Raw genomic sequence first — 19,990 nt, 5'->3', positions numbered from 1 at the left:
GTTCACCTGAAGAAGAGATCCGCGAGGATGTTGACGCCGTTCAGCAGCGACTGCCCTTTGGCCTTGGAATATTCCGTATAGACGATCTTTACCGGGTGCTCCACCAGTACCGGTTTCAGGTTGGCCAGCTGCTGGATCAGTTCGGAGGCGTGCGCCATCCGGTTCTGCGTCAGCTGGATCTTCGCCGCGATCGGGGCAGAGATCGCCCGGAGCCCGTTGTGCGCGTCCGTGAGCCGCAGCCCGGTGGAGAAACGGGACTGCAGTGCCGCCGTGCGCAGCACCAGCCGCTTAAGCCGGGAGATGTCGGCAGTTCCTTCGAGGAAACGCGATCCGAGCACGACTTCGGCTTCGCCCGAGCGGATCCGTGCGAGCATGGCGGCGGCATCCTCAACCCGGTGCTGGCCGTCGGCGTCGAAGGTGACAATAGCGTCCAGCTGCGGGTCCTGGAGGGCGAATTCGATCCCCGTCTGCAGGGCCGCTCCCTGTCCCAAATTGACCGGATGTTCAACAACGACGGCGCCGGCGGAGCGTGCGATGGCCGCTGAACCGTCCGAGCTCCCGTCATCGACACAAACCACGTACGGAAATTCTTCGAGCAGTCCGGAAACTACCGAACCGACAACGGTAGCCTCGTTATACATCGGCACGACTACCCAGCAACGACTCACCTGCCTAGTATTCCACAACAGGCATAGGACGGCGCGCAGCCTCAGCAGCCGCTCAACCGAGCTCGCGCACCTGCCGATAATGGGCGTCCAGCTCTTTGCTGCTGCCGGCGAGGCTGCGATGTTCGACGACGAAATTCCGGGCCGCGCGCCGCATGGCCAGATACTCGCCGCTGCCAAGTTGAAGCAGCTGCAGCAGCCGGCTCTGGAGCTGGGAGAAGTCCGCTTCGCTGGCGAGCAGGCCGGTAGTGCCGTCGTCGAGCATTTCCGGAATCCCGCCGCTGCGGTACGCGAGCACTGGCGTTCCGCAGGCCTGTGCCTCCAGAAGCACCAAGCCGGCCGCCTCCCGCGCTCCGCCGGCCTCCTGGCTGGGCGCCACCAGAATGTGCGCCTGCTGCATCCAGCCGCGGATGGCTTCCCGGTCCAGCCGGCCGAGGAAATCAAGGTGCGGGTGGCTGGCCGCTTGTTCCTCGACGGCATCCCGCAAGGGTCCGTCCCCGATCACGACCAGCCGGTGATGGGCCTTCCGCCAGACGGCGAGCGAGGCATCGATCAGATCCCTGATGCCCTTCTGGGTGTTCAAAGTGCCCACGAAGAGCACCACCGGAACGCCCTCGCTGTCATGTCTGCCCGGGACAAAGTAGTCCGTGTCGACGCCCTGGTAGTGCACCTCAATCTTGTCCGCGTCCAGTCCGAGCGCCGTGGCACGGCCTGCCAGATAGCTGCTGACGGCCAGGATCCGCTTGCTCTGGGAAGCGGCGGCCAGCACATTGCGGTGGTGCCACTTGGCCATGAACGTATCGGCCGGGTTCCCCAGCGAGACCACATCGGAACCGTGGAGGGTAGTCACCAGCGGAGTGCCCTGCCGGGATGCCTGCACGGCCGGCTGGGACCAGGTACCGAAGTGCTGGTGGATCAGATCCGGTTTGAAGCGCCGAATGGCCAGGGTCATGGCGGGCATGAACGCGGGCATGACCAATTCACGACGGCGGAAACCCAGCAGCTGGCCGGGCACAAAATCGGTCACGGGCACGGTAACGGATCTGTCGGTGATCTCGGCGACCAGGGTAAAGAGGTGGAAATCGTGGCTGGCCTTGAGCTGCTCGGCGTGGGCCGTGGCGAAGTACGTCGGCGGTACGCGCAAGGTGCTCTTGGTGATCGCGATCTTCACGTGGCTTCCTGACCCGGCTGTTGGCTGGTGCGGCGGCCGTGGCCGCGTCTGTCACAGCCATAGTAGCCCGGCAACACGGACCGGCTGCAGACCCGGCGGCAGGTAGGCTGGTCACGGTCCGGATACGGTCCGGGCAGGCACCGGGCCCACGCGTGCCGCTTCCCAGCACTGAGGTAAGGAATGACGGTGCCCCAACAGATGCTTTGTATCTCCTTCTCCGACATCGAGGCCGATTCACGGGTCTTGCGCCAGCTGGCCTTGCTCGCGGAGGCCGGCGAGGTGACCACGCTCTCCTACGGCAACCGCCCGCCAGGCTCCACCACGCACTTGGAAATCGATTCCGCCCTGCCTTCCCTCCCGCAGACCATCTCCGGCGTTCTGCGCCTGGGACTCCGCCGACACGCATCGGTGGAACTGGCGGCCCCCGCGGTCAAACAGGCGCTCAATCTGGTCCGCGGCCGGACCTTCGACCTGATCGTGGCCAACGAGGCCCGTGCCCTCCCGCTGGCCCATGCGATCGCCGGCGGCACCCCGGTATGGGGCGACATGCACGAGTGGGCACCGGAAGAGCGCGCTCATGTTCTGCCGTGGCGGTTGCTCGTCAAGCCCTATATGTGGGCAATTTGCGCCAAATACCTTCCACGTACGACGGCGGTGACGGCCGTTAACGCTTCGATTGCGGCCTTGTATTCGGAACAGTTCGGCATCGAAACCGAGGTGGTCCGCAACGCCGGCCCGTACCGGGATTTGGAGCCGTCGGAGCCGGTAGCCGGTAAAATCCGCTTGGTCCACAGCGGCGCAGCAATTCCGGGCCGGAACCTGGAGGGCACCATCGAAGCCTTCAGGGCCCTGGACGATCGCTTCAGCTTGGATCTGTACCTGGTCAAGGCGCGCGACGGCGGCCGGTACTGGCAGCAGCTCAAGGAACTGGCGGCAGGAGACCGCCGAATCACCTTCCACGATGCTGTCGCACCCGACGAGCTGCCGGCCACGCTGAATAAGTACGACGTCGGCGTCTTCAGCCTCCCCCCGCGCACCACCAACCACAGGCTCATGCTCCCGAACAAGTTCTTCGACTTCGTCCAGGCCCGCCTGGCCCTGGTGTTCAGCCCCTCCCCCGAAACCGCCCGGCTGATGCACCAGTATGATCTGGGTGCCGTAACCGAGGACTTCAGCACGGAATCCCTGTCCCGCACGCTGGCTGCGCTCACCGCCGAGGAAGTGGAACGCTACAAGGCGAATGTGCATCGTGCCGCGCAAGCCCTTAGTTCTGCCGAGGACGAGGCGGTCACCCGCGGCCTGCTGACCCGCCTACTGGGCTGAGGATTCTTCTTCCCGGGCAAGCCCGTTCAGTTCCGGCCCCGTCCTGCTACGGAGGCAACAGCATCAGCCGCGCGGTTCCCGACGCTGCGCAGTGAGTAATTCTGCTCTACCCAGCTCGACAGCCGGCGGCGTTCGCCCTGGTCCGCGGGCTGCTCCAACACTTCGCTCATGGCAGCTGCCACGGCTCCTGCGTCCCAGTCGACGCTGTGTCCCAACGAATTTTCCGCGACGATCGCGCGCAGCGGGCCTACACCGGAGTAGATGACCGGTGCGCCGCAGGCCAGGCTCGCGAAGGCCTTGGTGGCGAACGCAAAATCATAGCCCCGTGCGGGCCGGACAGAGGCCAGTCCGGCTGCTGCCTGGCTCATCGCTGCAGCTATCTCCTCACCGCCGGCCACACCCATGAAGCGGATGCGCCTCCCGGCCGGCGCCGCCCTGCGTTTGAGCTCTCCAAGCTCCACGCCCTGCCCGTACATCAACAGCCGGGCTTCGGGATGGCTGTCCAGAATCTTCAGGAAGCCGTCCACGAAAACGCCGGCACCCTGGATCTCGGACATGGTGCCCGCGTAAACGAACGTTGCCGGACCAGCCGTCGCTTCCTGCCGCTCCGACACCTGCAGTGCAAAGGTATCCGTGTCGATTCCCGTGCCGACTTCGGTCACGGCGGCACGGCCGTCCGTCAGTTCATGAACGGCATCGCTGACACCGGACGAGACGCTGAGCACTCCCGCCGCCCCGGAAAGCACCCATTTCTCCACGGCGCGCAGCACCTTGACGACCACCGGATTCACGCCGATACCAGCCGCCGCATTCGAACTGACATCCGCGGCAAAATATATGTACGGCCGGCGCCGCAGCCACGAGGCCACGCGGACCACCACGCCAGTGGTGGGAGGAGGCTCCACCAGCACGGCGTCGAAGTTCCGTGCTGCCAGCAGGCGGAAAAACAGCGGGATATCAAAACTGGCGTACTGCACGTAGCCTCGGACGGCACCGGTTTTATCGCGCAGAACCGGCCAGCGTTGCAGCCGCGCCTCCCGTGCTGCAGGCATACCCGCCGCACGTCCGGCCGCAGCAGCACCGCGGGCGGAGCTGCCGGAATTCCCCGTGGTCCGGGTGGTCAGCACGGTGACCTCATGCCCGCCTTCGACCAGTGCCCGGACGGTAGCAGCAAGCCTGTAGGCTGCGGCCCCCGCTTCCGGGGCATAGATCCGCGTCGCGACCAGAATACGCACGCCCGGTCAGTCCTGCAGCCGGATGGTCCTGGCCTCGCGGCTGGAGTCCACCATGGCTTCGGCGACGCGCAGGGTGTTCAGCCCCTCGCGCATGGTGACGATCTGCGCGGCCGGCGTTTCCGGGGCCGCCGCGGATTCTCCGCGGGCGGCCAGCACCGCGTCGCGGAAGGCCTCGTGTTCCACCTTCAGGGGCTCCCGTTTGGGAATGGCCAGGCGGGTGACATTGCCTTCGGAGACGCCGCGGAAGTTGGCCACGGAGTCCCACTGTGTGCTGATCGTGCCGTTTTCGTAGAAGGTCAGGTCAGCGGTGAGCGTATCGGCGAGGAAGGATCCGCGCTCACCGGTGACAACCGTGATGCGTTCTTTCATGGGCGAAAGCCAGTTGACCAGGTGGCTGGTAATGATGCCGTTGGCCAGCTGTCCGGTGGCCGCGACCATATCCTCGTGCTCGCGTCCGGACCGGGTGGTCGCGCGGGCGCTGACGGACTGGTAGTCGCTCTGTGCCAGCCAGGCCGTCAGATCGATATCGTGTGTGCCCAGATCCTTGATCACTCCGACGTCGGCAATCCGCGCCGGAAACGGCCCCTGCCGGCGGGTGGCGATCTGGTAGACAGTGCCCAGGTCGCCGTTTTCCAACCGCACACGCAGTGACTGCAGTGCGGGGTTGTAACGCTCGATATGTCCGACGGCACCGATCAGGCCTCTGGCCTCGAAGGCCTCGGCCAAGCGCAGACCGCCGTCGACGGTGGAGGCGATCGGCTTCTCGATCAGAGTATGTATGCCCGCATCGGCCAGGGCCAGGCCGACTTCTTCATGCAGCCCCGTAGGCACCGCACACACCACCATGTCCAGCCCGTGCGCGATGAGTTCCTCCACAGTGTTCCGGAGCGGCACGTCCGCCGCCACCCCATGCGGGTCCCCATAAGCATCCGCCACGGCAACCAGTTCAACCCCGTCGGTTTCGGCCAGCACGCGGGCATGGTGGCGGCCCATCATGCCCAGCCCGATCAGGCCGGCCCGCAGTTTGGCCATCGCCTACGCACCTGCCTTGGCCAGGGCGTTGACCGCGGTGACGATGCGGTCCAGATCCTCGGCGTCCAGTGACGGGTGGACCGGCAGCGAGAGCACTTCGCGCGAGGCCTGCTCGGTGTGCGGCAGGTCCGCGTCCCGGTTGAAGGACGGCAGCCGGTGGTTCGGAATGGGGTAATACACGCCGGAACCGATGTTGTATTCCTCCTTCAACGCGACCGCAAAACGGTCCCGCTCCCCCGCCGCCACCCGGACGGTGTACTGGTGGTAGACATGCTCGGCGCCGTCGGCCACGGCCGGCGTGCCCACTCCGTCGAGGTTGCCGGTCAGGAACGCGGCGTTGGCTTGGCGGCGTTCGGTCCAGCCGACTATCTTCCTCAGCTGCACCCGCCCGATAGCGGCATGCAGATTGGTCATCCGGGCGTTGAAGCCGACGAGTTCGTTCTCGTACTGGCGTTCCATGCCCTGGTTCCGCAGCAGCCGCAGCCGCCGCGCGACGTCGTCGTCAGCGGTGGAGACCATCCCGCCTTCGCCTGAAGTCATGTTCTTCGTCGGGTACAGGCTGAACATGGCAAACGTGCCGAAGGTGCCGACCTTCTTGCCGTGCAGGGCGGCGCCGTGGGCCTGGGCCGCGTCCTCGAACAACGCAAGCCCGCGGGAGCTGGCCAGGGCGCCGAGGTCATCCATGTTGGCCGGATGCCCGTACAGGTGGACGGGCATGATGGCCTTGGTCCGCTCGGTCAGGACCGCTTCGGCAGCCGCCGCGGACAGGCAGTAATGGTCAGGTTCGATATCGGCGAAAACCGGAGTTGCCCCGGTCAGCGCAACGGAGTTTGCCGTGGCGGCGAAGGTGAAGGACGGCACGATGACCTCGTCGCCCGGACCGATGCCGGCCGCCAGCAGCCCCAGATGCAGTCCCGAGGTACCGGAGTTCACCGCGACCGCGGCGCGGCCGTCCAGCAGGACCGACGAAAACTCCTGCTCAAAAGAGGCAACTTCAGCGCCCTGCGCCAGCATGCCCGAGACCAGCACCGCGTCGACGGCCGCCCGTTCCTCCTCGCCGACGATCGGCTTGGCAGCCGGAATAAAGTCCTTGCTCAATTAGTTCTCCTCGTTTGCCGGGGCCGCGTGCGGTCCGGCGGATCCGGTTTCCCGCAGCGTTCCGCCGTCTTCAATGTAGGTTGTCCCGGTCTCGGGACAGACCCACGAAAGCGGGTCGCCGCCGTCGTTCTGCCGCAGCGGGTGGCCGGCGCGGCCCACCCAGCCGATCCGCTTGGCCGGAACGCCGGCCATCAGCGCGAACGCCGGGACGTCCTTGGTCACCACGGCGCCGGCGGCGACGGTTGCCCATTGCCCGATGGTCACCGGGGCAACACACACTGCGCGGGCACCGATCGAGGCGCCGTCTTCGATGGTCACGCCCACCGGAGTCCAGTCATCGGCACTCTTCAGGGAACCATCCGGGCCCACCGAGCGTGGGTAGGTGTCATTGGTGAGCACCACGGCCGGGCCGATGAAGACACCGCGGCCCAGCCGCGCCGGTTCGTAGACCAAGGCGTAGTTCTGGATCTTGGTGTTGTCCCCGATTTCGACGCCGGTGCCGATATAGGCGCCCCGGCCCACGATGCAGTCCGTCCCCAGCACAGCGTCCTCGCGGACCTGGGCCAGATGCCAGACCTTGGTTCCGTCGCCCAGCCGGGCGCGGTCCGAGACGTCCGCTGTCTCAGCGATGAAGCTCACAGGTGATTCCTTCCCTGACGGTGCCGGCCGCCGTCGTTATCTTGACCATGCGCAAGCGCTCAGGCCTTGCCGATCACACGGTAGGTCACGCCGGGCCACTGCTCAGCGGAGCTAACGCGCCGGCCGTCGATGAAAACCCTGATGCCGGGCAGGTCCGCCGGTCCGAGATCCCGGTATTCGGCATGGTTGGCCTGCACCACGGCGGCGTCGGCCGCCTCGCCCAATTGGTACGGCGCAAAGCCCAGCTGCGCCAGTTCCTCGTCGTTGTAGAGCGGATCGTGCACCAGCGCTTTGCCGCCGCGGGCCGTAATCGCCTCCACCGCACCGAACACACCGGAGAACGCCGTTTCCTTCACCCCGCCCCGATAGGCAGCACCAAGTACGACGACGCGCGCGCCGGCCAGATCGCCGAAAGCACCTTCCAGCAGCCCGATGGTGTAATCGGGCATGCCGGCATTCGCCTCGCGGGCTGCCCGGACCACGGTGGCCTCCGGATCATTCCACAGATACAACCGCGGATACACCGGGATGCAGTGCCCGCCCACGGCAATGCCGGGCTGGTGGATGTGGCTGTAGGGTTGCGAGTTCGAGGCCTCAATCACCTGGTAGATGTCGATCCCGGCCGTGGCCGCGTAGCGCGCAAACTGGTTGGCAAGCCCGATGTTGACATCGCGGTACGTCGTCTCGGCCAGCTTTGCCAGCTCGGACGCCTCGGCGGAGCCCAAATCCCAGACGCCGTTGGGCCGGGCCAGATCCGGACGCTCGTCGAAGTCCAGCACAGCTTCGTAGAACTCGGCAGCCTTGGCAGCACCGGCTTCGGACAGGGCACCGATCAGCTTGGGGTACTTGCGCAGATCCTCAAACACCCGGCCGGTCAGCACCCGTTCCGGGGAGAAGACCAGATGGAAATCCGTACCCTCGCTCAGCCCGGATCCTTCCTCCAGCATCGGCTTCCACCGGGTGCGGGTGGTGCCGACCGGCAGCGTCGTTTCGTAGGAGACCAGCGTGCCGGGCCGCAAATGCCGTGCCAGTTCGTCCGTCGCGGCATCCATCCAGCCGAAGTCAGGGCGGGCCTGCTCGTCAACGAACAAGGGAACCACCAGGACGACGGCGTCTGCCTCCGGTACCGCTTCGGCATAGCTGGTGGTGGCCCGCAGCCGGCCTGAAGGAACCAGTTCGGCAAGCTTTTCCTGCAGGTGTGCCTCGCCCGGAAACGGCTCCTGTCCGGCATTGATCTTCGCCACCACGTCGGTGTTGACGTCGACGCCGAGAACCTCGTGCCCCTTGGATGCGAACTGGACAGCCAGCGGCAGACCGATCTTTCCCAAAGCTACGACAGCTATCTTCACCAGAGGGGAACCTTTTCTCATCTCTTGAATTTCCCGCCGTACGGCGGCCCACGTCCAAGCGTATCGCTACTTGGCCCGGTGCTTCGGATTGAACGTTGGTTATCCACAGGCGGGTGCACGAAGCAAGCGCAAGCCGCGCCCCGCGGCCTATGGTGCTGGTGAACGTCACGCCAGCCGTCAAGGAAAGCCGATGCCCCTGCACCTCACGCTTGCTGCCGCAGAAGGTCTGCCCGAATCGGCTACGCGCTGGATTGCCGACCATCGCGAAATCGTCATCGAAAGCAGCGGAACCTCGTCAGGGAGCGTCTTGGCGAAGTGGCTGCGGGATCAGCTCGGGAGTAGGCAGTTGGTGCTGAGCGTTGGCGGCGAGCCCTTGGAAAGCCTGATGCCCCATAGTTTCCCGCTGGTAAACGGTGCCGTTGTGGTCTGCAGCGGCGCGGCTGCGTTCCGCCCCCGGCATCGGTTGTCCGCTTCGGACGCTCCCGGTGCAGGTGCCTCAGGTGCCGCGTCTGGCCTCACTTTGGCGGTAACGGGCGGGCCGGACTCCGGCCGGATTTTTGAACTTCCGCGAGGAAACCATTCAATCGGCCGGGACGGCTGCCCCGTGGGCATCGATGACCCGGCGCTGTCGCGAAAGCATGCATTGCTCAGCATCACGGAGCGCGAGATCCGTATATCGGATGTCGGGTCGGCCAACGGCATCGAGGTAGATGGAAACGCTCGGAAATCTGCGGCGCTGACATCTGGGATGGTTATCGCGGCTGGCAACAGCAGGCTCTCTTTGTGGGTCGGCAGCGAACCGCCCGAACCGCTCACCCCTGATGAGGACCTCGCCGCACCGGTGCCGGTTAATGCACGTGCGCCCGAGGGTCGAGGAAAAATGACACTGCTACTGGCGGGGCTCCCGCTGGTAGCAGGCGTGGCCCTGGCTCTTCTGACCGGGATGTGGTTCTTCCTCGCGTTCAGCGCCCTGTCCCTGCTGACGGCAGCCATTCCCCATGCGGCAGGAAAATCACAGCGCAAACGCTTCAAAGCGGCCTTGGACCGGGCCGTTGCACATGATGTCGCGCGGCGCTTTCTGAGCGCACCGGATCCGGCGAGATTGTTGTACGGCCTGCTCCTAAACGAGCCACCTCCCGTCACGCCGGCGATGCCGGAGCACCTGTGGCTCCGACTCGGGACAACAGAAGACGCGCCGAAGGTCGAATTTCCTGCCGGTGCAGAAGGCCGAGAGCTGCCGGCCCTGCCTGGGATGCCGCTGGCCTTGGATCTGCTGGCGGAGCGCAACATCGTCTTCAGCGGCAGCAGTCGTGCGCTGCACCGGATGCTAAATTCCTGTTTGCTGCAGCTGGGTGCCCGGGCTCTTCGTGCCCGGTTTCGGGTGATCTGCTTCGGCGATCCACAGTCACTTCCGGCAGCGGCACGTTTCCTCCCGAGCACAACACTCTGCAGCCGTCCGGATGCGCTTGCCAAACTGCTGGAGTCCGCTCCGGAAGAAGCCGTCGTCCTGATCGCCGGCAGGCCGGATGAAGCCGCGTCTGTCCTGGAGGGACTTGAAAACCGGCCAGCAGTCCTCTGGTTCGCAGGCGGAACCGATGCCGGCCTACGGATCGAACTGTCTTTCCATCAGGGCTTGCTGCATGAGTCCGCGGACCGTCATGGTTTCTTGCCGGATCTCGTTTCAGACCAGACCCTGGAGCGGTTCGCCCGCTTGTCTGCGGCCGCCGTACTGCCCGGCACCGACGCGGCGCTGGTTGGGCTTCCGGAAACGTGTGCGCTGGAATCCCTTCTACCGCAGACTTTCCCGGGGCCACGATGGGCGGCCAACGCTGCGGTACACGGGCTGGGCACCGTACTGGGCGTCGGCGAGTACGGCCCGCTGGAACTTGACCTGACCGTTGACGGTCCTCATCTGCTCGTCGCCGGTACTACCGGATCAGGTAAATCCGAACTGCTTCGGTCGCTGGTCCTCGGTCTGGCGCACGGGCACCCACCGCAGAAGGTGCACTTCCTCCTGGTGGATTTCAAAGGTGGAGCAGGGCTCGGGCTGCTCGCGGACTTACCGCACAGCATCGGCCTCCTGACCGATCTATCGGCGGAGAACGTCAACCGCGCCCTCATCTGGCTACGGGCCGAAGTCCAGCGGCGTGAAACGGAATTAACCGGCTTAGGGGCAACCGACATCAACGAATGCCGGCCCAGCGTACTGCCGCGGCTCGTCGTCGTCATTGATGAATTCCGGATGCTCGCCGACGAGGTACCGCGGGCAGTCCCGGAACTCATGCGAATAGCGGCGTTGGGAAGATCGCTCGGCGTCCACCTGGTAATGGCAACACAGCGGCCGCAGGGCGCCATCACCTCCGATATCCGGGCCAACGTCACGACGGCGATCGCCTTGCGCGTGCAGACAGCGCTGGAATCCTCCGATGTGATCGACTCATCTGCCGCGGCCGCCATCGATGTCGGTTTACCGGGACGAGCCTTTCTAAGGACCGGTTCAGGAGTACCGTACGAATTCCAGTCAGCATCAGCGACGGTTCGCAGCATCGGGACAAACTTTTGGGCGATGCGACTTGAGGACTGGCTTGAGCGGGGAAACGGTCTGCCTGTTGAGGATGGTGAAGGTGACCTTACTGGCCGGCAGACGTGGTCTCCTGACCCTGACCCTGCCAAGACTCTCGTCAAGGAACTGCGCGATGCCGCTGCCGCGGCGCAGCTGCCCGGACCCCTCCGCCAACTGACGCCCCCGTTGCCGGATGTCATCGTTCCGGAAGATCTCTTAACCGGGAGTGCTGGCACTGGCGACGTCGCTCTGGGAATGCTGGATCTCCCGGAGGAACAGTGTCAGCGCGTTCTCCGATGGCACCCCGAGAAGGACGGACATCTAGTGATCGTCGGAGTGGACGGCAGCGGAGCCCGGGAGGTGGTCGGTGCTCTGTCCGCGTCCCTACTCGCCGGAGATCCGGAACGCCATTGCTACGTACTTGACGGGGATGGTTCTCTGGTTGCATCGGCAGGCGCCGGACGGACCGGGGCTTACGCCGGCCCGCAAGATGTCGAACGTGCCGCACGCCTCCTGCGCAAGCTCTCAGATGTGGTGGCTGACCGTCTGGGTCGCGTATCGGCTGCCGGACGCATTGGGGCTGAACCCGCCCCAATGCCTCTGGTTGTCCTTGTCACCGGGTGGGGCCGTTGGGCCTCTGCCTTTCGGAACAGCCGCCTGGCCTGGGCAGAGGAGTGTGTACAGGACATTGCCAGGGACGGCGGCAGGACGTCCGTCATCCTGGTGATGTCCGGAGAACGGGAACTCTTGACGGGGAGGTATTTCGGGCTGCTGGGTAACAAGCTCTTCCTTCCGGCCGGCAGTAGCCCGGAGAACCTCATGGCGTGGCCGAAGCTCCCGCCGATGGAATTCGTTGCCGGCCGAGCCCTGGTCCAAGGACGGATCGGCGCTAAATCCGCGGCCGTTGGCCAGTTGCTGGCCGCCGGCGTCCGCCTTCCTCCAGTGCCGCCTCGAAGCCGCCCATTCAAGGTAGAGCCGCTGCCTGCGTGCATCGGCCTCTCTGACCTGCCGGAAGCCATCCTGCCCGATGACAAGCATCTCGTCATCGGTGTCGAAGGCGATGAGCTGGAAGCATCGCTCATGAAGATAGTCCCCGGAGAGGCGTTGCTGGTCCTCGGTCGAGCCGGGAGCGGCAAATCCAACTTACTCCAGGTTCTGAATCGCCAGTCCGCAGGGCAGTTCCGGTGCCATTGGCCGCCTGCCGGAACTGAGCCAGAGCGGTTCTGGGAGGAGCTGGATATCAGGGAACCCGGGGCCTTGATGCTCGTCGATAACGCCCACAGGTTTGGTCCGACGGCACAGCGGCGCCTCGCTGAGCTGGTCGCGGCCGGCGCTGCCGCGGTTGTGACCGCCGTTCCCGGCCCGGCATTGTTGCAGCAGATTCCGTTGGTCTCCGCGGCGCGGGTCGCCGGAACAGGAATGGTGCTTTCGCCGCAGTCTCCGAGCGACGGTGATTTTTTCGGGATGCGGCTTGACCAGGCGCAGTCCCCGCCAGGGCGGGCTTGGTCAATGCGGCATGGCCGGAACGTGGCGCTGCAAATAGCCTTCGCGGACTGAGGCAGGTCCCAGCTACAGGGCCGTCGGTGCCGCGCCTTTGGTCAGGAAGTCCGTCACGGGACGGGTAAATATCAGCAGCATCACCGCGGCGGCCGGCAACAGTAACGCCAGCCCGGGGCCGACCAATCCTCCGGAGAGAGTCGGCACCGCGATAACAATGATGAACAGCTGCCACACCAGGGCTGCCGCTCTCGTCCACCGGTAGCCGCGAAAAAGAAAATGGCTTACGGCCAGAAGCCACCCGGCAAGGAGCACCAACAGCACGAGTTGGAACACGGCTCCGCCGAAGGAGGTCGGCGTTTGCGTCAGCAAGCCGTAGACGAACCACCCAGCGACTGCCAAAAGTGCCAGTGCCTCCAGAACGACAATTCCAGCGATAACGATGATCGCAATCGGACGTTTGGCAGGTGCTGAAGGGGCCGTAGGTATTGACACATAGGCACCCTACCTTAGATAGTCGGTACTCAGCCGTTGCCGTAAATCAGAGCAAAAGCGGCATCGTATCAAGCCTGTGATGAATGACTCACGTTTCTGAACGATTAAGTCAGCAGAACCCCTTGTTTACACGGATTTAACGTGAAACTCTTGATCTGAAGCGAACGGGGGCCATCAGAGCCCCCTTTACTATGAGTCCGTTCGTGAACGTTTTCACAAGAGAATTCCACCGGACCCCATTTAAAAGGAGTATGTGATCAGCATGGATTGGCGTAGCCGCGCGGCGTGCCTCGACAAGGACCCGGAGCTGTTTTTCCCCGTGGGAAACACCGGTCCGGCACTGCTCCAGATCGAGGAAGCAAAGAGCGTTTGCCGGCGCTGCCCCGTGATCGACACTTGCCTCCAGTGGGCGCTTGAGTCCGGTCAGGATGCCGGTGTCTGGGGCGGCATGAGCGAAGACGAGCGCCGTGCTCTCAAGCGCCGGGCCGCAAGGGCCCGCCGCGCTTCCTGAATCGCAGTGCCTAGGTAAGAGGCCGTCACCGAAAGGTGGCGGCCTCTTCCATGCCCGGAGTCCTCAACGAGGGATCGTAGGGTCAAGGATCAGTTCAATGTTGACGCACGTTCCACCGCCCTCTCTCGGGCTCCATTCAATGGTTCCGCCCAGCTCACTGGTAACCAGTGTCCGCACAATCTGCAGACCGAGGCCGTCGCTCTTGGCCTCTTCGGGCAACCCGACCCCATCATCGGCGATGGTGACTTTGAGGAGTTCCGTCTCCGCGTCGCTTGGCTCCCGGTGAGCCGTCAGCCAGACCGTGCCCGTCCGGCCGTCCAAGCCATGCTCGACGGCGTTTGTCACCAACTCGTTGATGACCAGCGCGAGCGGCGTTGCGAATTCGCTCGGCAGTTCGCCAAAATCGCCGCTGCGTTCGGTGCTGACCGTCTGGGTAGGTGAGGCTACTTCCGCCGAAAGCCGGAACTGCCGCCCGATCAACTCATCGAAATCCACATTCTGCGCTAACCCCTGCGACAATGTCTCATGCACCAAGGCGATAGTGGAAACACGACGCATGGCTTGCTCCAGCCCCTGTTTGCCTTCCTCACTGACCATCCGCCGTGATTGCATCCTGAGCAGTGCGGCCACGGTCTGCAGGTTGTTCTTGACACGGTGGTGGATTTCCCGGATCGTCGCATCTTTGGAGACCAGTTCCATTTCCCTTCGCCGCAGCTCCGAGACATCCCGGCAAAGCACCAGCGCGCCGAAGCGCTCCTGCTCATTGCGCAAAGGAATGGCCCGAAGGGTCAGGGTTACACCGCGTGATTCAATTTCAGTCCGCCACGGCATCCGTCCCGTGACGACCAGCGGAAGCGTTTCGTCGACCATCCGGCGGTCTTTGAGCAGCCCCGTCGTGATCTCGGCCAGCGACCGGCCTTCCAAAGATTCCACATCGCCTAACCTTCGGAAGGCTGAAACGCCGTTCGGGCTGGCGTACTCAACGATTCCCTCGGCGTCCATACGAATGAGTCCATCGCCGACACGGGGAGCACCTCGGCGGGACCCCGTGGGTGAAGCGAAATCGGGCCATAGGCCGAGCGTGCACATGTGTAGCAGATCGTAAGCACACTGCCGATAGGTCAGTTCCAGCCTGGACGGCATCCGGGAGCTCGACAGATCCATATGGGAAGTGACTATGGCCAACGTCCTGCCATTACGCACCATCGGCACGGCTTCGACCCGCATGGCCATCTCAGTGGTCCAGTTGGTCTCGCCAGAACGCTCAATGACCTGCGATTCACGGGCAGCGTCAACCAGAGGTTTCAGATCCGCCCGGATACGCTCACCCACGAAGTCGCTGTGGAAGACGGTGTGCGTTGTTGACGGCCGGACGTGCGCCAATGCCACGTAGCCGCCGTCGGGAGTTGGGAACCACAACGCCAGATCGGCGAACGCCAGATCGGCGATTAGCTGCCAATCCCCCACCAAAAGGTGGAGCCACTCCGCGTCCCCCGGCCCAAAATCTGCATAATCCTTTATCGGGTCCGTAAAGATGGCCAAATTAGCTCCGTACAGTCGAACGCATCAGTCGCAGGGCGACTGATAGGGAGGCCATGTCATCATGCTCCAGCTGGTTGATTTCCTCGAACATCTTCTTTGCTCGTTCTATGCTCTCGGAATTGGCATTAACCCACTTCTGCATCCGGTCATCGGCATCAAGATGCGCTTCTGTGCTATTCATGACGGCAAGCGTCATATCCGTGATGGTCGAATAGAGATCATCGCGCATCGCAGCACGCGCCAGTGCCTGCCACCGGTCTTCGCGCGGCAGTTTGGTAATGCGGTTTAGCAGGACGTCGACTTCGAACCTGTCGTAGACCGTGTAGTAGATTTGGGCGACGGTATCGACCGGCTCCTCAACGCGTACTGCAATTCGTGCTATATCCAGCAATCCAAAGCTTTCGAACTGTTCGGCCCACTGATGGGCGATCGTCTCGGGAAGTCCCCACTGCTCGCCCTGCTGCCGCCACTCCTGTACTCGCTCCAGGTCATTGCCACGCAGGTACTTAACCAGCTTGGTCCGAAGCGGATCGATCAGCGGCTTGAAGGCCGCAATGCCTTCGCCGACCGGAGTGGCGCTGTCGGTATGGTTGACGTACCAGCGCACTGCCCGGTCGAGCAGCCTGCGGATGTCCAGATGGATCGTCGACCAGACCTCGGTCGGGAAATTGGCTGGTAGCTGGTTCAGTTGAGCCACCTGCTCGTCCAGTTCGTAGATCTCGCGAAGCGTCACGAACGCTTTGGCGACAGCAGCTTCGTCAACGGAAGTCTCTTCCATCACCCGGAAGGCAAAAGTGATGCCTCCCATGTTGATCATGTCGTTGGCGACTACCGTAGCGATGATTTCACGCCGCAACGGATGCAAGGCGAGGTCCGAGCCGAACCGCTCGACCAGCGGGATCGGGAAGTAGCCGCGAAGTACCTTGTCGAAGTACGGATCGTCGGCAAGATTGCTAAGAGTCAGCGCGCGGGTCAGTTCGATTTTGGCGTATGCGGCGAGAACCGACAACTCAGGCGATGTCAGACCCTTGCCTTTGTCGATGCGCTCGTGGAGTTCGCCGGTGGTCGGCAGTGCCTCAAGCTCACGGTTGAGATCGGCTGTCTTTTCCAGCCAATCCATAAGCCGTTCATAACTCGGACTCCACTCGACAACACGTTGACGGTCATTGAGCAGCAAGACATTCTGGTCGATGTTGTCCTCAAGCACGAGCCTGCCGACCTCGTCGGTCATGGACTGGAGAAGTTGCGTGCGCTCTGCGGCCGGCAGTTTGCCCGCTGCCACCAGTTGGTCGACGAAGACCTTAATGTTGACCTCATGGTCCGAGCAGTCCACACCAGCGGAATTGTCGATGGCATCAGTGTTCAGGATGACTCCGTTGAGAGCCGCCTCGATACGGCCACGCTGGGTCATCCCAAGATTGCCGCCCTCGCCGACGACCCTGGCGCGCAGATCTTTTCCGTTGACCCGGATGTTGTCGTTGGCCTTGTCTCCGACCTCCGCGTTGGATTCTGTGGATGCCTTGACATAGGTACCGATGCCACCGTTGTACAGCAGATCCACTGGGGATTGCAGAATAGCGCGCAGTAGTTCCGGCGGGCTGATTGCGGTCACGCTCTCACTCAGTCCTAGAGCCTGACGGACTTCCGGAGAAAGCTCAATCGACTTGATGGATCGAGAATAGATGCCTCCTCCCGCGCTGATCAGTGACGTATCGTAGTCTGCCCAGGACGACCGGGGCAGTTCGAACAGACGCTTACGCTCGGTGTAGGACGATGCCGGGTCAGGATTGGGATCCAGGAATATGTGACGATGGTCGAAGGCTGCCACGAGGCGAATGTGCTTCGAGAGCAACATGCCGTTGCCGAAGACGTCGCCGCTCATATCCCCGACACCGGCAACCGTGAAGTCCTCCTGCTGAGTATCGATGCCCAGCTCGCTGAAGTGGCGCTTTACCGATTCCCATGCACCGCGAGCGGTAATCCCCATGGCCTTGTGGTCATAACCGACGGAGCCCCCGGAGGCGAATGCATCCCCCAGCCAGTGACCATACTCTGCGGATATTTCATTGGCGATATCGGAGAAGCTCGCGGTGCCTTTGTCTGCCGCAACAACCAGATACGTATCATCCCCATCTAGACGGACAACGCGTTCGGGTGGGACAACCTCCTGGCCCGCAGGCGTCCGGACAAGATTGTCTGTGATATCGAGCAGACCACGGATGAATGTCCGATAGCTCGACTGGCCTTCTGCCATCCAAGCAGCTCGGTCATTTGCCGGGTCAGGCAACTGCTTGGCATAGAAGCCGCCCTTTGCACCGGTCGGTACGATGACAGCATTCTTGACCGTTTGCGCTTTGACCAATCCGAGGATTTCCGTGCGGAAGTCTTCCCTGCGGTCGGACCACCGAAGGCCGCCACGTGCGACCTCGCCGAAGCGCAGGTGGACCCCTTCGACCTGCGGTGAGTAAACCCAGATCTCGAATTTCGGCCGCGGGAACGGTGCTCCTTCGATGGCCTCCGGACGCAGTTTAAAGCTCACGTAGGGCTTGTTCTGAAAGTAGTTGGTCCGCAAAGTGGCCTCAATGACGTTGGCCAGCGTCCGAAGCACGCGATCCGCGTCCAGAGTCGGAACAGCCTGAAGCCCGTCGGCAAGGCTAGCGCGCGCCTGCTCGAGGGCAGCAGCACGGGAATCCTCGTCCATGTCGGGATCGAACCGGACCTTGAACAACGAGATCAACGCATGGGCTACCGCCGGGTTTGCAAGCAAGGTATCGGCGGTAAAACTATACGAACCTGCATAGCCCAACTGCCGCACATAACGGGCGTAGCTGCGCAGCATCGAGACCTCTCGCCAAGGCACCCGTTCCTGCACGACCAACCGATCGAACCGATCGGATTCACTTCGCCCTGTGACAACGGCGCCAAAGGCATCCTGCACGAGCCCGCCGGTGGCGAGCGGGTCCACCTCTGACGGATACTTCAGGCCCAAATCGTAAAGGAAGAAATCCTCGCCGTCGGCCGTGATGATCTCGAATGGGCGTTCGTCCAAAACCTCCAGGCCGAGGTTTTGAAAGACGGGCAGAATCTGGCTCAGTGACTGCGGCTCAGGCAAATAGAGTTTGAGCCGGGCGTCTTCGACCTTCGTCCGCACATCCGCAGGAATGTACACGTGCATGATCGGGCTTACGTCGGCCTTTTCGCTATAGCTCTCGAAGCGCGCGATGTCCTCGAGTGCATCCTCGACCTCGTAATCGACCCGGTAACTGGCAGGGAACGCTTCGGCCCACTTCGCCGAAAGCTTCTCGGCCTCCTCGCCGTCAAATTTTGTCCGTACAATCTGATCGATGCCCTCGGACCACGACCGTGCCGCAGCCGCCAGCCGCTTCTCAAGGTCTGCAACATCGATCTGCGGCACTTCCGAACCGTGTCTGAGCCTGATGCGGAAGAACAACCGTGCCAAGGAAGACTCAGTCATCCGAGCTTCATAGTCAATGGCCTTCGCTTCGAAGGTCTTGCGCAGTTCGTCCTGCATCCGCAGTCGTACCGCTGTGGTGTAACGGTCGCGCGGCAGGTAGACCAGTGCCGAAACGAACCTCCCGTACACGTCTTGGCGGAGAAAGAGCCGGGTCCTCCGGCGTTCCTGGAGCCGCAGGATGCCCATGGCGATGTCCGCCAGTTCCTGGGTACCCATCTGAAATATCTCATCCCGGGGGTACGACTCAAGAATGGACAGCAGGTCCTTGCCCGAATGCGAGTCGGGTGCAAAACCGGAATGTTTGAGTACTGCGTCGACCTTTTCGCGCACGATGGGAACGCTGCGCACTGAACGGTTGTAAGCGCTGCTGGCAAAAAGGCCGATGAATCTGCGCTCACCGTTGACGTTGCCCTGAGCATCAAAGCTCTTGACTCCGATGTAGTCCAGGTAAGCCGCCCGGTGCACCGTGGAACGTGAATTCGCCTTGGTAATGACCAATGCGCGCTTCTCGCGGGCGCGGGCGCGGCCTTCCTCTGTCAGATGCTGGACATGTCGGTCCTCTGGCAGTTCACGCATAATCCCGAGACCAGTGCCCTCGCGCAGCAACAGCACGTCCTCCCCCGCTTGATTGGCAAGGTCATATTCCCGGTATCCCAGAAAAGTGAAGTTTCCGTTGTCCAGCCACTCCAGGAGCTCCTTGGCCTCGTCAAGGTCAGGTATCTCTTCGGCGCCGGCAACAGAATCCAGCGATGCAGCAATCTGCCTGACTCGGCTGCGCATGGAAGACCAGTCCTCCACAGCGACGCGTACGTCACCCAGCACCTTGCGGATTCCCTCAATGACCTGCCGCGCCTGCTCGTCGCCGGAGATACGTACAGTCTCAACTGAAATCCAAGACTCAATGTGCGAGGCTTTGTCACCCGTGGCGATGAACTCGGCGAGATTCGGCAGCGCGGCGGTGTCGCCGCTGGAGGCACCCAGGTGAGCCGGTACGCGTTTGAGCTCTACGAGTTCGTGGCTGGTCCGGTCACGAATGGCAATAAAAGTGGGATGCATGAGCATCCGGATAGCCAGGTCCTGGCGCACAATTTCCGCTGTCACTGAATCGACCAGAAACGGCATATCATCGGTCGCTATCATGATGACACTGGAATTACGTTCGTTGCGAATGCCGATGACTGCTTGCCCGCTGGGCCGCCTCAGTGCGAGCTCTCGATGCGCCATGGCCCGGGTTTCCAAAGTGTCGCCGCTATAGCTTGCAGCATCCTCGGCAGCCAGGTGCTCGTAATAGTTCCCGAGGAAGTCCCCGGGATGCTTGCCTGATGTGGAAAGATCCGTAGCACTGGATCCTGACGACATGAAAAACGCCTCCGATAGGTGGTCCAAGGCCGCCCC

The 19,990-nt window shown here is 63.1% G+C and carries 13 protein-coding genes; 3 read left to right on the top strand and 10 right to left on the bottom strand.

The window, feature by feature from the left end:
• Nucleotides 1-2: 2 nt before the first annotated feature.
• Together AC3A4M_RS02595 and AC3A4M_RS02590 are read right to left on the bottom strand one after the other, a co-directional pair.
• Nucleotides 3-641: a glycosyltransferase family 2 protein gene (locus AC3A4M_RS02595; protein ID WP_498733777.1), complete on the bottom strand. Its 639-nt coding sequence runs from the start codon at nt 639-641 to the stop codon at nt 3-5.
• Between the two features lie 79 nt (nt 642-720).
• On the bottom strand, nt 721-1,836 hold the full coding sequence (locus AC3A4M_RS02590) for a glycosyltransferase (RefSeq protein WP_498733775.1): 1,116 nt from the start codon (nt 1,834-1,836) through the stop codon (nt 721-723).
• Nucleotides 1,837-2,022: 186 nt separating this feature from the next.
• Here AC3A4M_RS02590 and AC3A4M_RS02585 point away from each other — a divergent pair, with 186 nt between their 5' ends.
• Nucleotides 2,023-3,159, top strand: coding sequence for a glycosyltransferase (locus tag AC3A4M_RS02585; protein WP_498733773.1), 1,137 nt, complete (start codon nt 2,023-2,025; stop codon nt 3,157-3,159).
• Nucleotides 3,160-3,185: 26 nt separating this feature from the next.
• On the opposite strand, the gene AC3A4M_RS02580 is transcribed toward AC3A4M_RS02585, so the two are convergent.
• The 5 genes from AC3A4M_RS02580 to AC3A4M_RS02560 are packed head-to-tail and all read right to left on the bottom strand — an operon-like array spanning nt 3,186 to nt 8,512.
• A complete protein-coding gene (locus AC3A4M_RS02580; RefSeq protein ID WP_498733771.1) occupies nt 3,186-4,394 on the bottom strand; it encodes a glycosyltransferase in 1,209 nt (402 codons plus the stop codon).
• A 6-nt stretch (nt 4,395-4,400) separates the two neighbouring features.
• The gene (locus AC3A4M_RS02575) at nt 4,401-5,426 is read right to left on the bottom strand and encodes a Gfo/Idh/MocA family protein (protein ID WP_498733769.1); all 1,026 of its coding nucleotides are present in this window, start codon (nt 5,424-5,426) and stop codon (nt 4,401-4,403) included.
• A 3-nt stretch (nt 5,427-5,429) separates the two neighbouring features.
• Entirely contained in the window at nt 5,430-6,524 is a 1,095-nt protein-coding gene (locus AC3A4M_RS02570; RefSeq protein ID WP_498733767.1) for a DegT/DnrJ/EryC1/StrS family aminotransferase, read from the bottom strand.
• Nucleotides 6,525-7,163: an acyltransferase gene (locus AC3A4M_RS02565; protein ID WP_498731325.1), complete on the bottom strand. Its 639-nt coding sequence runs from the start codon at nt 7,161-7,163 to the stop codon at nt 6,525-6,527.
• A 59-nt stretch (nt 7,164-7,222) separates the two neighbouring features.
• Nucleotides 7,223-8,512, bottom strand: coding sequence for a nucleotide sugar dehydrogenase (locus tag AC3A4M_RS02560; RefSeq protein ID WP_498733764.1), 1,290 nt, complete (start codon nt 8,510-8,512; stop codon nt 7,223-7,225).
• 190 nt (nt 8,513-8,702) lie between these two features.
• On the opposite strand from AC3A4M_RS02560, the gene AC3A4M_RS02555 reads away from it, so the two are divergent.
• Nucleotides 8,703-12,632, top strand: a complete 3,930-nt coding sequence (locus tag AC3A4M_RS02555; protein WP_498733761.1) for an FtsK/SpoIIIE domain-containing protein — start codon at nt 8,703-8,705, stop codon at nt 12,630-12,632.
• Nucleotides 12,633-12,644: 12 nt separating this feature from the next.
• Here the strand turns inward: AC3A4M_RS02555 and AC3A4M_RS02550 are convergent, their stop codons facing one another.
• A complete protein-coding gene (locus AC3A4M_RS02550) occupies nt 12,645-13,067 on the bottom strand; it encodes a hypothetical protein (protein WP_498731322.1) in 423 nt (140 codons plus the stop codon).
• 262 nt (nt 13,068-13,329) lie between these two features.
• On the opposite strand from AC3A4M_RS02550, the gene AC3A4M_RS02545 reads away from it, so the two are divergent.
• Nucleotides 13,330-13,578, top strand: coding sequence for a WhiB family transcriptional regulator (locus AC3A4M_RS02545; RefSeq protein ID WP_026818945.1), 249 nt, complete (start codon nt 13,330-13,332; stop codon nt 13,576-13,578).
• A 63-nt stretch (nt 13,579-13,641) separates the two neighbouring features.
• Here AC3A4M_RS02545 and AC3A4M_RS02540 read toward each other — a convergent pair whose 3' ends face one another.
• Both AC3A4M_RS02540 and AC3A4M_RS02535 read right to left on the bottom strand, forming a co-directional pair.
• Nucleotides 13,642-15,120, bottom strand: coding sequence for a sensor histidine kinase (locus tag AC3A4M_RS02540; protein ID WP_498731321.1), 1,479 nt, complete (start codon nt 15,118-15,120; stop codon nt 13,642-13,644).
• A gap of 1 nt (nt 15,121) precedes the next feature.
• On the bottom strand, nt 15,122-19,954 hold the full coding sequence (locus tag AC3A4M_RS02535) for an NAD-glutamate dehydrogenase (RefSeq protein ID WP_498733758.1): 4,833 nt from the start codon (nt 19,952-19,954) through the stop codon (nt 15,122-15,124).
• Between the last annotated feature and the right edge of the window lie 36 nt (nt 19,955-19,990).

The organism is Arthrobacter sp. Soil_C_60 (assembly GCF_057656375.1).
Note: the sequence above shows the minus strand (reverse complement) of the source record. Positions and strands in the feature narration are given on the sequence as shown.

Bases quoted from the DNA above. Each gene is read 5' to 3' on its own strand.
- AC3A4M_RS02595 (WP_498733777.1), bottom strand. From the start codon at position 641: ATGTATAACGAGGCTACCGTTGTCGGTTCGGTAGTTTCCGGACTGCTC.
- AC3A4M_RS02575 (WP_498733769.1), bottom strand. From the start codon at position 5,426: ATGGCCAAACTGCGGGCCGGCCTGATCGGGCTGGGCATGATGGGCCGC.
- AC3A4M_RS02555 (WP_498733761.1), top strand. From the start codon at position 8,703: ATGCCCCTGCACCTCACGCTTGCTGCCGCAGAAGGTCTGCCCGAATCG.
- AC3A4M_RS02545 (WP_026818945.1), top strand. From the start codon at position 13,330: ATGGATTGGCGTAGCCGCGCGGCGTGCCTCGACAAGGACCCGGAGCTG.
- AC3A4M_RS02535 (WP_498733758.1), bottom strand. From the start codon at position 19,954: ATGTCGTCAGGATCCAGTGCTACGGATCTTTCCACATCAGGCAAGCAT.